The sequence below is a fragment of the Streptomyces sp. SAS_270 genome, assembly GCF_052543295.1.
Genome location: NZ_JBMNDS010000077.1, coordinates 1 through 14149, shown reverse-complemented (window position 1 = coordinate 14149; position 14149 = coordinate 1). Strand labels below are relative to the sequence as shown.

The following is a 14149-nucleotide window of genomic DNA, read 5'->3' as shown; positions in this document are numbered from 1 at the left end:
AGGGAGTAGGCATGGACAACCGGGAGATCCTGACCCGTTTCAAGAACGGCACCCTGGAAAGGGAACACGCCCTGGCCCTGCTCACCGCCACCCCCCTCACCAACCCGCCGGGCTTGCCGGGCTTGCCGGCCGCACCGGGCGCAGCGGGTGCAGCGGGTTTGGCGGTTTCACCGGCTCCGCCGGCGCTGTCCCTGCCCGCCGTACCGCTTGGGTCTGCCGTGGCTGTTGGGTCTGCCGTGCCGGTGGTGGCTGCCGCGCTTGCGGGGCAGGCCGGCACACCGGATCCGGGACCGGGGTTGGGGTGGGTGGGTGAGCGGTATGCCGTGACCGGGGTGTCGGGCCGTTTCCCGGGTGCGGGTGATCTCAGCGGGTGGTGGCAGCATCTGCTGCAGGAGCGTGGGGGCGCGGGGCCGGTGCCGCCCGGCCGTCCCGCCGCTGCCGGCCGTCCCGCTGCCGGCCGTCGCGCTGCGGGCCGCCCCGGTGCGGGCGGCGTCGGTGGCGTGGGTGGGGGTGGGCGGGGGTGGTTTGTGGAGGGTGTTGAGGAGTTCGATGCCGCGTTTTTCGGGTTGACGGATGCTGAGGGTGCTCTGCTGGATCCGCAGGAACGCCTTTTCGTGGAGTGTGCCTGGCAGTTGCTGGAGTGTGCCGGGTATGCCGGGGCGCGGCTGGAGGGGCTGAGGGCGGCTGATGGGCAGTCGCGCAGTCTGGGTGTGTATGTTGCGGCCGGCCCCGGCGATTACGCGCTGCTTACTGCTGGCTGTGCCGGGGCGGGTGGGGGTGCGGGGCGGGCGGGCGGTGTGTGGAGTCTGCCCAACCGGCTGTCCGCGCTGCTGGATGTGCATGGGCCGAGTCAGTGTGTGGATGCGGCCGAGGCGTCGTTTTTGGTCGCTGTGCACCAGGCGCTGGCCGCGCTGCGGGCGAAGGAGTGCGCGGCTGCTCTGGTCGGCGCTGTTGACCTGCGGTTGCATCCTGGCCGCCACGGTGGCGGGGAGGGTGTCGGGGCGATCCTGCTGCGGCCGCTGGATGCCGCGCAGGCGGCCGGTGACACCGTCCATGCCCTGGTGTGCGCGAGCGCGGTCGCCCACACCGGCCGCTTTCCGGCGCCGGGTGCGCCGGCTGGGTCCGGCGGGGCGGTGGAGGCCCGGCTGGAGCGGCGGGCCGCGGACCTCGCGGGCGTCGAGGTGGGGCAGGTGGAGGTGCACGAGAGCGCGGCCACCGCCGCGGCCGGGATGGGGGACGCCGGGGCGGCCACCGGCCTGGCGGCACTGCTGCGCGCGGTGCTGCAACTGCACCACGCCACCCGGCTGCCGGTGCCCGCCACCTCCCCGGCCGCTGCCTGGCCGGCGCCGCGCGACGGGACGGGCCGCGTCCTGCCGCGCCGCGCCACCGCCCGCGCCCGCGGCACGGGCGGCACCGCCGCCCACGTCCTGCTGGAGGAATCCCCCCGCCCCGCCAGGCAGCAGGAACAGCAACAGCAGCAACAGCAGGAACAGGAACAGCAGGAACAGGAACAGCAGGAACAGCAAGGGCAGAGGCAGGAATGGCAGGGATGGGGGGAGCAGGAGGAAGCGCAGGAGCGGGGAGGGCTGGGTGAAGGGGGGGTACGGGCGGGGCTGGAAGAGGAATTGGTGCTGTTGTCGGCGCCTACTCCTGCGCATCTGGCCGCCACTGCACGGCGGTTGGCCGATGCTTTGACCGTGCCGGCCGGGTGCGGGCTCGCGCTGGCCGAGGTGGCCCGGGAGCTGGCGCTGGGCCGTGCGGTGCGGGAGTGCCGTCTGGTGGTGACCGCCCGTACCACCGCTGAACTGGCCGCCGCACTCACCGCCTTCACCACCACCGACCCCGAGCACGACCACGGCCCCGACTCCGACCACGACTCCGACCCCGACCGCGGGCACGACGGCGACGGTGGGCGTGACCGTGACGGCGACGGTGGGCGTGACCGTGACGGCGACGGTGGGCGTGACCGTGATGCCGGCCGCGGCGGTGGGCATGGTGGTGCCGGTGGGTGTGGTGGTGTGGGTGTGGTGGGGCGGGTGCGTAGTGCGGATTTGCGCAGCCCGCGGGCGGAGGCGGTGTTGCTGGCTGATTTGCCGGAGACTGCGCACTATGTGGCGGCGTTGTGGCGGGCGGGCCGGCTGGAGGCGTTGGCCCGGTTGTGGCTGGCTGGTGTCGATGTCACGGGGGGCGCGGCGGCCCGTTGTGGCGGGGGTGTGGTGGCGTTGCCGCCCAGTGTGCTGCTGCGCCGGCGGTTGTGGGCGGGCGAGGAGACGGGTGGGCCGGTCCGATGACGCTGACCACCACCCCCACCACCCCTCCTGCCGTTCCCGCCACCTCTCCTGCTGCTGCCGTTCCCGCCACCTCTCCTGCTGCTGTTCCTGCCACCGCTCCTGCTGGTGTTCCTGGTGTGGTGGGTGAGACGGTGGCCGGTTCGGGGCGGGGTGTGGTGCCGGTGGCGCCGGTGAAGTTGTGGATTTGTCCTAATGATGATCTGGCGCCTGCTTTGGCGGATTTGCTGGCTGCGCACTGGCTGGATGAGCAGGAGCGTCAGACGTGTGGGCGGTTCTTGTTCGAGCGTGATCGTCGGCAGTATCTGGTGGCGCATACGCTGGTACGGCGGGCGTTGGCGTTGGAGGCCGGGCTTGCCGAGACGGACCTGGTCATCTGGCGTTCCTCGCGGGGGCGTCCGTTTTTGCGGCCTTCGCCGGGCGGGCTGCCGCGCGGTGGTGCGCATCTGGACTTCAATCTTTCCCATGCGGGTGGCTACAACCTGCTGGGTATTGTGCGCCGGCACCGTATCGGGGTGGATGTGGAGCGTCTGGACCGTGATGAGCAGGCGCTGGCGACCATTACGCAGACCTTCGCGCGCGCGGAGCGGGAGTGGGTGGCGGGTGCGCCGCCGGGCCGGTTGCGTGAGCGGCGGGTGCTGCGGCTGTGGACGCTGAAGGAGGCCTATGCCAAGGCGCGGGGGCTGGGTCTGGGGCTGCCTTTCGATGAGTTCTGTTTCACGTTGGACGACGAGCGTGGGGTGCGGGCGTTTTGCCCGCCGGCTGATGACCGGGGTGGCCGCTGGCGGTTTGTGGAGCTGGAGCCGGTGCCCGATGTGCTGGCCGCTGTCGCGGTGCCGGCCGATGACCAGCAGGATCCTGTGCTGCATCTGCATTACGGATTTCCCTGGAGCAGGGCGGCCGCCCGCCCTGTGGTGCTGCCCGATCCGGTGGGCGACCCGCCCGCCTGACCCGCACCCGCACCCGCACCCGCACCCGCACCCGCACCCGCCCCCGTCCCCGCCCCCGCCCCTGCCTCCGTCCCCGCCTCCGCCTCTGCCTCCGTCCCCGCCTCCGTCCCTGCCCCTGTCCCCGTCTCTGTCTTGGTACCTGCCTGTGTCCCGGTCGCAGCTGCGACCGGGACACAGGCAGGTGTGGGGCGGGGGGTGGTTACGGTGTGGGGGTGGGGTGGGCCGGCTGGTGTGCGGTGTGGATGTCGTCCATGATCGCGGTGGTCAGGGCGGGGAGGCTGTGGTGGAAGTAGAAGTGGCCGCCGTCCAGGAGGCGCAGGCCCAGGTAGCGTTCGCTGTGGGTTGCCCAGCGGGCCAGGTCGGTGGGGTGGGCGGCGGGGTCGTGGGTGCCGCCGAACACGGATACCGCCACTGTCGCGGGCAGTGGCGGGGCGGGTGCCGGCTGCCAGTTGGCCACCAGGCGCAGGTCGGCGCGGATGACGGGGGCGAAGAATGCCCACAGGCCGTTGTGTTCGAGCACTTTGGGCGGGGTGCCGCCCAGTTGGGCCAGTCGCTGGCGTAGTTCGGCGTCGGATGCTTCGTGCAGCAGGGCTGTGGCGGGGCGGCTGCCCGGGCGGGGGGCGCCGCAGGCGGACAGGCCCAGCCAGAGGGGGGGTGTGCGGCCCTGGGCGAGCAGCCGGCGGGTGAGTTCGTGGGCGATGAGGGCGCCCATGCTGTGGCCGAAGAACGCGAAGGGCTTGGGTGAGGCGTCCAGGCCGGGGCCCAGCCGTGTCAGGAGGTGGCTGACCAGGGCGTCGCCGTCGGTGAGCGGTTCCTCGCCCCACCGGGTGCCGTGGCCGGGCGCGTCGATGGCCGCCACGTCCCAGGTGGCGGGGAAGCGGGCGGCCCAGTGGTGGAACATCATGCTGGAGCCGCCGGCGTGCGGGAACACATACAGGCGCAGCCCGTCGGCGGGCGGGGTGCAACGGGCCGGGTCCATCACGGTGTTGTCCTTCTGCTCGGCTGCCGGGAAATCCCACCCTGCCACCGCCGCACGGCCTGCCGGGCCGGGTATCGCGCCGGCCGCCGGCCCGGCGGGCGGCCGGTCAGCGGCCGGTCAGCGCAATGTCAGCCGCCCCCGCCCCCGCCCGCAGTCGCTCCCGCAGCCGGGCGCCGGGTGAACGGCCGGCCCGGCCGGTGGCCGGTGGCCGGGCGGCACGGTGGCCGTGCGCCGTGGTGGCTGTGTGGCGTGTGGCGTGGTGGCCGTGCGGCCGGGGCTGGTGGTCGGTCAGTGGTGGGCGCTTTGCAGCCGGGTGAGGGTTTCCCACAGCACTGCGGGGGTGGCGAAGGTGTCCAGGGACAGGGCCTCGTCGACGAACCGTACGTCGTAGGCGTTTTCCAGGGAGCCCAGCAGTTCGACCGCGCCGAGGGAGTCCAGGCCGTTGTCACGCAGGTCGGTGTCGGCTGCGAGCGGCTCGTCCTCGTCGAGGAAGGGCAGGTAGCCGCGCAGCAGTTCTTCGAAGTTCTGGTCCCACGCCATGGGTGACCCCACCTTTTCCTCTGGGTTTGTCTGTCGGTCGGTCGTTTGGTCGCCGCACCGGCCGCACCGGCCCGTGTGCCCGCGTGCCGGTTGCCCGTATGCCGGGTGTGCCCGCGTGCCGGTGTGCTGGTGCGCCCGCGTGCTGGTGTGTCCGTATGCCTGCGTCTGCGCGTCTGCGCGTCTGCGCGTCTCGCGTCTGCGTGTCCGCGCGTCTCGCGTCTGTGCGCGTGTGCGTGTGTCTGTTCTGAGCCAAGCCCGGGCGGGGGCGGCGGGGAACCCTGCCGCCACCCCTAACTCTTTCCCTGACTCGTGGGCGGGGGTGGGGGGTTCAGATGTTTGCGGTGGGGTGGGCGAGGGCGGGGGTGGTGGTGTGGCTGGTGGGGCCGCCCAGGGCGAGGTCCATGGGCAGGTCGCCGCGGCCGCTGATGTGGAGTTTGCGGTAGACCTTAGTCAGGTGTTGTTCGACGGTGCTGACGGTGAGGTAGAGCTTCGCGGAGATTTCCCGGTTGGTCAGGCCCTGGGCGGCGAGGGTGGCGACGCGTTGTTCGGAGCTGGAGAGCCGGTGTTCGAGGCGGTCGTCGGTGGTGTCGTGGGGGCGGCCGCGGACGGTGTCGGCGAGCGGGGCGTCGGGCAGGATTTCCTTGCACAGGGTGGTGGCGCCGCATTCGCGGGCCAGGTTCCATGCGGCGCGTACGGTGGCGGTGCCTTTCATCGGGGCGTTGCCCTCGCTTTGGGTGTGCTGGCCGAGGTCGGCCATGGCGCGGGCGGTGGCCAGCCGGTCGCCGGAGCGGTGCAGTTCCTCGACGGCCTGTTCCAGCAGGGTGATGCGCCGGCTGCCTGCGCCGGGTGCGGCGGCCAGGGCCCGTTGGTGCAGGGACAGGCCGCGTACCCAGGGCCGTCGGGCGTCGGGCAGGGCGAGTTGTTGCAGGGCGAGGCGTTCGGCCTGCTGGGGGCGGCCCAGTTCGCGCAGGGCCTGGGCGGCGTCGGTGCGCCAGGGCAGGTAGGCGGGCCGGTCCAGGCGGCGGTGGGCCAGGATGCGGCCCAGTGTCAGGAAGTCGGCGAGGGCGGCCTGGGGCTGGTTGCCGGTGAGGTGGTGCAGGCCGCGGGCGCGCAGGAACGCCAGTCCGTGCAGGCTTTCCAGCAGGCCGGGCGGCAGCGGCCGGTCGCAGTGGCGGGAGGCTTCGGTGTAGTGGCCCATGGCGTCGTGTGCGCGGACCAGGACGGCGGTGGCGGCGTAGGGGAAGGCGCCGCTGTGCCGTTCGGGCAGCAGTGACAGTGCCTTCTCGGCCAGGGTGGCGGCGCCGGCCAGGTCGCCCAGGCGCAGCAGTGCCTGGGCGTGCACGGTGGCGAACACCGCGCTCCAGCCCGGTGCGCCGCGTTCTTCGGCGTCCTGGGCCAGGGCGCGGCTCCAGGGCACGGCCCGTTCGGGGTGTTCCGACCACAGCAGGCAGTGCAGTACCTGGACCAGGCAGCCCAGGGTTGCCTCGGTCAGGGTGGCCGAGCGCAGCAGTCGTTCGGCGGCCGGTGCCCCGGCGTCCAGCATGACGTCCAGGGCCGAGGCGCCTGTCTCCGCGCCTGGGTCGGGGGGCTGGGTGGTGCTGTCCGGTTCGCCCAGCAGGTGCGCGGCGGTGCTCAGCCGGCCCTGCAGCAGCAGTAACTGGGCCAGTGGCTGGGCGTGTTCGCCGGCCGGGGTGCCGGCGTCCAGTGCGGCGAGGGGGCCGGCGAGGCGGCGTTCGGCGGCGGCGGGGTTGACCCGCCAGCTCACCCGGGCCAGCCGCAGGGCGACCGCTTCGCGCTGTTGTGCATCGGCGCATTCGCGGTGGGCCAGTTCCAGCAGCGCCAGTGCCTGGGCGCCGTCGTCGTGGGCCAGCCGGCTTTCGGCGGCCTCGCACAGTACCTCGGTCTCGGCGGCGGTGGCCGTGTGCGGCCGGCTTTCGCAGGCGGCCGCGGCCAGCAGGTGCCGGGCGGCTTCCATGGCGGGGCGGCGGCGGTGCAGCAGGGCGGCTGCCCGGCGGTGCAGCGCGGCCCGCTGGGCGGGCGGGGTGTCGTGCACTACCGCGGCGCGCAGGGCGGGGTGGCGCAGCCGCACCCCCTCGCTCAGGCCCGCCGCGGCCAGCGCGGCGAGCTGCTGGGCCACGGCGGGCCCTGGCAGCGTGAGCAGTTCGGCGATCTGCGCTTCGTCGGCGGCGTCCTGCAGCAGTGCGCAGGCGCGGGCGACGGCCAGGGCGCGGGGCCCGGCCCGGTGCAGGCAGGCGCCGACGGCCTGCGTGAAGGGGCCGTCCACCTCCACCTCCCGCCCGGGGGAGGGCTGTTCTTGCAGCAGGGCCCGCAGCAGCAGCGGATTGCCCCCGCTGGTCTCGTACAGGAAGGCGGCGTCCGCGCCCCGGCCGGCTGCCTCGGCCAGCGCGGCCGCCCGCTGGGGGGTGAGCCGGCCCAGCACGATCCGCCGGAACGCGGGCTGGCGCATCAGTTCGGTGGTGAAGGCGTGCCGGGCCTTTTCGTGGTGCAGGCAGCCGGTGACGACCACCAGGATCCTGGCTGCCCGGGCGTGGCGGGCCAGATACTGCACGAAGCCCAGCGAGGCGTCGTCGGCGTCGTGCACGTCATCGACGCACACCACCACCGGTGCCTGCGCGCTCAGCTCCCGCAGCCGCAGGCAGAACGCCTGCATGTCCTCCATCCGCGGCACCCCCGCCCCCGCACCCGCCCCGGCTGTCGCGCCGCCGCCGCCGTCGCCGTCGGCGGTGTCGTCCTGCACCCCGGCCGGTGCGCAGGGTGTGGGGGGCAGGGTGAGGCGGCGGTCGCCGCCCGCCAGCTGCCGCAGCACGCCCAGCGGCGTCGCGCGTTCGGCGGGCGTGCCCACCGCGCACAGCACCACCGCTCCGGCCGCGCCGGCCCGCTCGATCACCGCGTGCAGCACCGAACTCTTGCCGCACCCGGTGGGCCCCTCCACCAGCACCGTGCGCAACTGGCCCGCGGTGCAGTCCGCGAGAGCGTCGTCCAAGGCCCTGACCGCCGCTGTCGTACCGACCATCGTCATAGTCCCCCCGTCCTGCCCGGTCCACCCCTAACCTCCGCCAGCCTGCGCACGGCGCCTATAAGGGTGGTGGAGTGGCGGCGGAGCAGCCGATCAGGGGGGCGTACGGGCGTACGGCAGCAGACGGGAGCAGAGCCGGGAGCCGAGGGCCGAGGGCCGGGGGGCGGGGGCCGGGGATCGGGTCGGGCCGGGGAGGGTGGTCAGGGTTCGGCGCGCACCAGGCCCGCGTCGCGCAGTTCCTCCACCCAGATGTCCAGATCGGCGCGCGCGTTGGCGGGTGCGGTGTCCCACAGCGCGGCCAGCATGCGGGCGGCGGCGGCCACATCGCCGTCGTGCTGGCGCAGTGCCAGCCACATCGCCGTGCCCACCGGCCCGCACCGGAAGCGGCGGGCCGGGAGAGTCTGGGGCACCACCACGTCCAGGTGCCCGTCCGCGTCGACGCCGATCCTCAGGCCGGGCACCGGTCGAACACGCACACGCACCTCCAGCCCGTGGGCTGCCCACGGCTTTCCCGGCCCTTTTCCCGCCGCCCGTCGCACAATCATCCGGCCGGCACCGGAAAACAAAAAAGGAAGGGCTACCGGCATGCTGCGGCGGCGCGCGTATCGAATCCATCGTGAGGCGCCCAAGCAAGGGGTGGCAACAGGGCAACGCCCCCTACAACAGCGGCCGGGAGCGCCCGCCCGCTAGGGGGGTAGCAGCCGTGTGGCCTGTAGGGTCCCCCCTTTGGCAGCCCGCCGAAGGAATCCGGCCGATTCAATTCCCCAAACCGCCCGGAAATTGGCCGAATGGCGGCCCGGCCACAGGCCCGGAAAACCCGCGAAGAACGCCGGATTGTTTCCGCCCACCCGCATTCCGCCCCCGTCTGCGCCCCCCGGTCCCCGTCTTCGCCCCCGGCCCCGTATCCGGCTCACGCCGCGGGCGCCCGGGGCGGATGCGGGCGGCCGCCCGGGCGCGGCTTTCCGGGAACACCCCGTCCGCGCACGCCGCTCACTCCGCCCGGGCATCCCGCCGGCAGGACCGGGGGCAGAGAGCGGAGAGTGGAGGCGAGGGCGGGGTGCGCGGCCCGGGCGGGGCGGGCTCGAGGAGCGAACCCGGGCCCGGGCGGGTGGCTTTGGTTGACCGGGCGGGCAGCAGTTGGGGCAGCGGTTGGGGCGGCGGCGGTCCCTCAGGTGCGGCAGTCGCAGCCGGGACGGCAACCGCACGCACTCTTCTTCGGCGGCCACAGGCTATGGGCCTGCCCGGCGTCGCGGCCTTCCTCGACCGCGAGAGCGGCGAGAGCGGCCAGGCGGGGGTGGCGATCGGGTCGCCCAGGAGCAGCCGAGGGGGTGTTGAGGACCAGGCCCGCCGGCAGGGCAGCGGACAGGCAGGTGCACAAGCAGGATCTGTCTGCAGGCCGCGACCGTGCGGGCGTAGGCGAGTTCGCGTCCGGCCCCGTGCGGGGCGGCGGACAGCAACGGCATCACGGCCAGGCCCGTGCCGCTGCGGCCCGGTGGACCTCGGCTGCCGGATGCGTGAACAAAGGCCGGGCGGGCCGGGCGTGACACCGGGGGCGCGTGCCCCCGGCCGCGAGTGCGGTGCCGTGGTGCGCCCGCCGCCGGCCCCTGCTCCCGGGGCGCTTGCGTACCGGCCCGGCCGACCGGCCCCGGCCCCGGGCTCGTTCCGGTGCGGGTGCGGGTGCGGGTGCGGGTGCGGGTCAGGGTTGTCTTCGGGGCCATCCGATGTCGTCGTCGTGCGGTCCGTCCTGGGATGGCCCCGGCCGGCCGCCGTCCTCCATGGAGGCAGCACGGCGGGCAGGAACCGAGTGCTTCATCAACGACTCCCGGGCGAGGGCGTGACAGCGCGAGGCGCCGCCGGCTTGGTGCTCGAGATGGTGCCCGGAGTCGTTGGAGGACCGCTTGAGGAATGCCTGACGACGGACCCAGGATCCGCCCGCGGCCCGCGGCGGGCCGCCGGCACGCAGCCGCTGCCCACCGCCGGTGCCGTAGGCTCGCCCCGGGGTGAAGCCCCGCGGGCCCTGCCGCCGCTCCGGCGGCACTCGAGCGCTGCTGCAGCGGGGCGGGCCACGCTCGGCGCGGCAGCCCTCCTCCCGCGCCCGCGCGCATCACGCCCGCAGACGCTGCGGGAGGCGCCCGCGGACGACACGGTTGACGCTGACGGGTGTTGACGCCGACGGAGGGGGAGAGCCGCAAATGACGTCCTTCTCCCTCCCCTTCTCCCTCTCCTGCTTCTGCCGGATGGCCGCGGCGCGGCCCCGCCCGGGGCGCGTTGCCTCGCCCGTGCCGGCTGCGGCCTTTGCCGGGTCGGGAAGCCTGTGGTGAGCGGGCCGGACATCTCGCCGGCCGCGCATCCGGATCCGGATGCGGGCGGTATGCGGCAGGCCTGGTGTCCCGGCGGTGCTGCCTATGCTCCGGAGTCCGTGGTGCTGGGAGTGCGCCGCGGTCTTGATGGCCAGGTGGTGTATCTGGCGGATCCGGTGCCGGCTGCTGCTGTGCTGGACCAGGTGCCGCCCGGTATCGAACCCCGGCGGGTGCTGCGGTTGGCGTCGCACTGCGTCGCCGTATGCGTCAACCGCCGGGGCGGTGAGTGCACTTTGGTGGAGCGGATCGTGGCCGGTGATCCGGCCGGAGGTGCGGGGCCGGTGCCGCGCTGCCACCTGCGCGCCGTGTGCAAGTGGTGGCTGCAGAGCGGGGTTGCTGCCTGCCGCCGCTGCCCGGGGCTGGCCGCCCGTGACCGTGCCGACGACGCCGCGGTCACGGTGAGGGCCGGCCCGGCCGCCGTCCGCCGGCAGCTCGGCGCCCTCTTCCCCCGCACCTGACCCCCCGTCACGCCTGCCCCCCCCCGGCCATGCCTGCCCCCCCCGTCATGCCTGACTGCCGTGATGCCTGCCTCCCGCCCTGCGTGGCCTGCCGCGTGGCCGGCGTGCCGCGGTGCCGGGCCCCGCGCAAGGGTGGGGCGGGGGTTTCAGGCGGCGTGGGCGAGGGCGGGCGTGGTGGGGGTCTGCTGTGTCATCCGGCCGTGCATCCAGGTGACCTGTTGCCCTGTCAGGTGGGGGAGGTCCACCAGGGCGGCGAAGCGGCGGGTGTCCGTCTGCCGTGCTTCCGGCAGCGCGCACACCATCCGTGGCCGGGGCAGGTTGCGGGTGCCCTTCATCCAGCGCAGGTAGCGGGCGGCTTCCTCCAGCAGTGGCTGGGTGCTGTCCAGGGTGAAGGTGGGGACGTGGGCGGTGCGTTGCAGGTAGTCCGCGCTCAGTGCGGCGCTGTCGCAGCGCAGCAGGACGACGTCCACGTCGTCGCGGCTGAGCAGGCTGTCGGTGAAGGCGGTGGCCCGGCTGCTCTCGACGAGCAGGACGGCGGGGCGGATCGGGGTGGCGTTCATGACGTGCTCCTCAGGAACTCGGGACGCGAAGGCGCGGGGGCTGGGGGCGCGGGGGTGGGGGTGGGTCAGGGGCGGGTGAGGTGGTGCAGGCAGTGGGGGTAGGGGGCGGGGGGATGGGCGGGGTGCCAGCCGGCGGGCAGGGGTGCGGTGGCGGGCCACAGGGTGTGGTGGCCGTGGGGGTGGGTGAGGACGTGGAAGGTGGCGGTTTCGTCGGTGAAGGGGTCGTCTGCGGCGGGGTGGTGGTGGATGCGGAGGTTGCCGGCGGCATCGAGGTGGGCGGCGTGGCCGGTGCGCCACATGAGGGTGTGGGGGCGGGGGTGGTGGGGGTCGGGCAGGAAGTGTGCGGCGGTGGCGGCGGGGTGGCCGAGGTAGCCGTGGGCGGTGCCGGCGCCGGTGATGTAGAGGCTGCCGGTGGCGCCCGGGGCCACGGGCTGCAGGTGGGCGTCGAGGATGCGGATGGCGTAGCCGGGGGCGGGGCGCGGGCCGTGGGGGGTGTGTTCGACCAGCAGGCGGCCCTCCGCCCAGCCCCCGCTGACCGTCAGTACGGTGTTCTCGGCTTGGGCCAGTGCGACCAGTGCGCCCAGGGCGTCGTCGGCGCCGCCCAGCACCGCGCGGGCTCCGCACTCGCGCAGCCAGCGCAGCACTTCGTGCGGCACGGCGTGGGTCAGGGCGGCTTCCGGCACGTGCACCCGGGCCCCGGACACCAGCGCGCCCAGCAGGTCCAGTGCGGCGTCCGCGTCGGGGTAGCCGCGCACCAGCCAGGCGGCGTCGGCGGGCTGGGCCAGGGTTGCCGCGGCCACCGGTGCGGCCCCGATGGCCACCGTGCCCTCGCGGCCCGCGGCCAGCACGACCGCATCGCGTGCGAGCAGCGGGGTGATGCGGTCGTGGTCGGTGACGGGCCAGTGGCCGCTCGCGGGCCGTAGTTCGGCGGCCGTGTCCCGCACCAGCCGGGCCGCTCCGGGCACGGCGGGCAGCAGCAGGTCGGCGATGTCGTCGAGCAGCAGGACCACCGGGCGGGGGGCATCGGGCAGTCCCGCGGCGGGGTCGACGGGCAGGCAGGCGGCGCCGGTCTTGGCGGTGGCGAGGGCGGCGACGGCGAAGGCGGTGGGGCAGGACAGGGCGGTCAGGACGGTGGTGCCGGGGCCGGCGTGATGGCTGATGAGGGCGTGGGCCAGCAGGTCGGAGCGGGTGTCGAGGTCGGTGTAGGTGAGATGGGGCAGTGCGGGGGCGTGCGGGGCGCGCGCCACCTGGGCGGCGAACAGCTGCGGCACGGTGTGCGCGGGCAGGGGGGCGGGGCCGGCCTGCCAGCCGCCGCCGGCCGGCTGGTGCTGCCCGGCCAGCGGCAGCCGGCTCACCGCCGTGCCCGGCGCGCGTACGGCCGCTTCGAGCAATGCGGTGAGCTGTCCGGTCAGGGCGGCGGCGGCGCTCTCGCCGGTGGTGTCGTGGCAGTAGGTGGTGCTCAGGGTGATGCCGGCGGGCCGGCCGTCGGGCGTGTGGCGCTCGCTCAGCGCCCAGGCCACATCGGCGGCGGGCTGGGGCAGTTGCGCCGGCTCGGGCCGGATGCTGAGGCCGGCGGCCTCGAACACGCCGCAGGTGTCGGGCAGCAGCGTCAGGGCGAAGCCGCCGGGGCGGGCCAGCGGCGCGTCGGGGGTGCGGTAGGCGGCGAGGTCGGCGGCGCGCACCCGGTGCAGCAGCCCGGCGAAGGAGGGATCGCCGCCGGCATCCACGGTCAGGGCCAGCGTGCGGGCGTGCGCGCCGACGGCCTGCTGCAGGGCGGGAGTGTGACGGGCCGCGGCGGGCGCGGCGACGGTGAGGGGGCCGGCGGCGCCCAGCCGGGTCAGCAGGGCGGCCAGGGCGGCGTGCACCACCATGAACACGCTGGCGCCGTGCTCGGCGGCGCAGCGGGCCACCTGCTGGTGCAGGCCGGCGTCCCAGTCCCGCTCCATGCGGCCCGCACTGCCGCGCCCGGCCGGCGGCAGCGGCGGCCGGCCGGGCAGCGGGGTGGGCGCCAGGTCACCGCACAGCGCCCGGGGCGCGGGCTCCGCGGCATTCTCGGCCGGGTGAGGGGCGGCGCCGGCGGCGTGGACGGCGTAGCAGCGGGCGAGGCCGGCGGCCAGCGGCAGCAGTGACCACGCGTCCACGGCATCGGCGGGCAGGGCCAGTTCGAGCAGGTGGTCATCGGCGGCCGACGCCCGCAGCCGGGTACCCGCCGCGCCCAGCCGGGAGTGGCGCAGCGCCGGATGCCGGCGGCCCAGGTCGGCCAGGGCCAGGTGCAGAGCGCCGGTGTCCAGGGGGCCGCGCAGCCGCAGCGCCAGCAGCGCGCTGTCGCTGTCCGCGGCGCCGGGACCGGTGCGCGCGGCCGGCACATCCCCGGCCAGCACGGCGAACGCGGCGGGCGTGGGCGCCTGGCGCAGGGCGACGGCGTCCAGCTCGGTGCCGAGCACCTGCCGGACGCGGGCCAGCAGCCGGGCACCGTCCAGCAGATCACCGCCCAGGCCAAAGAAGTCACCGTCCGCCGCCACCTCGCGCCGCGGCAGACCGAGCACCTCGGCGAACAGGCCGCAGACGATCTCCTGCAGGGGAGTGCCGGGCACAGCGCCGGGCCGGGTACGGGTGTCGGGTGCGACGAGACCGGTGAGAGACATCGACGGGCTCCTTACGGCAACAGCTCCAACGTGGCAAAACCTTGCCAAGATGTTGGCAACACCTGTCGGAGGATCGGTGTCGGACCGCTGGAGCCGCACTGGAACCGCAGGCCGGCGGACCCCGCCGCGCAGCGCCCGCACCCGGCAGCAGGACAACCCGCGGCAACAGCCCCTGCTTTCCCTCGCCGAGAACCCCTGCGAAGCAGCCGCTCTCCGCACCCCGGCCGACAGGCCCGGCGTCGGACGGAAGCGGAAGCGGAAGGGGAGGGGGAGGGGGAGGGGGAGGGGGAGGGGGAGGGGGGGAGGAAGGGGAGGGGGTGCTGCCGAGGCGG

At 74.9% G+C, this 14149-nt stretch carries 9 protein-coding genes; 3 read left to right on the top strand and 6 right to left on the bottom strand.

The features are described from left to right. Positions 1-11: 11 nt before the first annotated feature. Both ACN6LB_RS36080 and ACN6LB_RS36075 read left to right on the top strand, forming a co-directional pair. A complete protein-coding gene (locus ACN6LB_RS36080; protein ID WP_445029531.1) occupies positions 12-2291 on the top strand; it encodes a beta-ketoacyl [acyl carrier protein] synthase domain-containing protein in 2280 nt (759 codons plus the stop codon). After that, positions 2288-3238 (top strand): 4'-phosphopantetheinyl transferase family protein, encoded by a 951-nt coding sequence (locus ACN6LB_RS36075; RefSeq protein WP_445029530.1) that lies wholly within the window; start codon positions 2288-2290, stop codon positions 3236-3238. The genes ACN6LB_RS36080 and ACN6LB_RS36075 overlap by 4 nt, the downstream gene beginning before the upstream one ends. A 199-nt stretch (positions 3239-3437) precedes the next feature. Here the strand turns inward: ACN6LB_RS36075 and ACN6LB_RS36070 are convergent, their stop codons facing one another. From ACN6LB_RS36070 to ACN6LB_RS36055, 4 genes are all read right to left on the bottom strand, one after another. Then, positions 3438-4265 carry a thioesterase II family protein gene (locus tag ACN6LB_RS36070; RefSeq protein ID WP_445029529.1) on the bottom strand — a complete coding sequence of 276 codons (828 nt, stop codon included), beginning with the start codon at positions 4263-4265 and terminating at the stop codon, positions 3438-3440. Between the two features lie 240 nt (positions 4266-4505). Then, a complete protein-coding gene (locus tag ACN6LB_RS36065) occupies positions 4506-4757 on the bottom strand; it encodes a phosphopantetheine-binding protein (RefSeq protein WP_356143679.1) in 252 nt (83 codons plus the stop codon). A gap of 328 nt (positions 4758-5085) precedes the next feature. Then, complete coding sequence (locus ACN6LB_RS36060; protein ID WP_445029528.1) at positions 5086-7797, bottom strand: AAA family ATPase; 2712 nt, start codon at positions 7795-7797, stop codon at positions 5086-5088. A gap of 197 nt (positions 7798-7994) precedes the next feature. Next, positions 7995-8270, bottom strand: a complete 276-nt coding sequence (locus ACN6LB_RS36055) for a PqqD family peptide modification chaperone (RefSeq protein ID WP_445029527.1) — start codon at positions 8268-8270, stop codon at positions 7995-7997. 1841 nt (positions 8271-10111) lie between these two features. Here ACN6LB_RS36055 and ACN6LB_RS36050 point away from each other — a divergent pair. After that, positions 10112-10612, top strand: a complete 501-nt coding sequence (locus ACN6LB_RS36050) for a hypothetical protein (protein WP_445029526.1) — start codon at positions 10112-10114, stop codon at positions 10610-10612. A 146-nt stretch (positions 10613-10758) separates the two neighbouring features. Here ACN6LB_RS36050 and ACN6LB_RS36045 read toward each other — a convergent pair whose 3' ends face one another. Both ACN6LB_RS36045 and ACN6LB_RS36040 read right to left on the bottom strand, forming a co-directional pair. Further along, a complete protein-coding gene (locus ACN6LB_RS36045; RefSeq protein ID WP_445029525.1) occupies positions 10759-11172 on the bottom strand; it encodes a hypothetical protein in 414 nt (137 codons plus the stop codon). Positions 11173-11237: 65 nt separating this feature from the next. After that, a complete protein-coding gene (locus ACN6LB_RS36040) occupies positions 11238-13817 on the bottom strand; it encodes an AMP-binding protein (protein ID WP_445029524.1) in 2580 nt (859 codons plus the stop codon). Between the last annotated feature and the right edge of the window lie 332 nt (positions 13818-14149).

Bases quoted from the DNA above. Each gene is read 5' to 3' on its own strand.
- ACN6LB_RS36080 (WP_445029531.1), top strand. From the start codon at position 12: ATGGACAACCGGGAGATCCTGACCCGTTTCAAGAACGGCACCCTGGAA.
- ACN6LB_RS36075 (WP_445029530.1), top strand. From the start codon at position 2,288: ATGACGCTGACCACCACCCCCACCACCCCTCCTGCCGTTCCCGCCACC.
- ACN6LB_RS36065 (WP_356143679.1), bottom strand. From the start codon at position 4,757: ATGGCGTGGGACCAGAACTTCGAAGAACTGCTGCGCGGCTACCTGCCC.
- ACN6LB_RS36060 (WP_445029528.1), bottom strand. From the start codon at position 7,797: ATGACGATGGTCGGTACGACAGCGGCGGTCAGGGCCTTGGACGACGCT.
- ACN6LB_RS36045 (WP_445029525.1), bottom strand. From the start codon at position 11,172: ATGAACGCCACCCCGATCCGCCCCGCCGTCCTGCTCGTCGAGAGCAGC.
- ACN6LB_RS36040 (WP_445029524.1), bottom strand. From the start codon at position 13,817: ATGTCTCTCACCGGTCTCGTCGCACCCGACACCCGTACCCGGCCCGGC.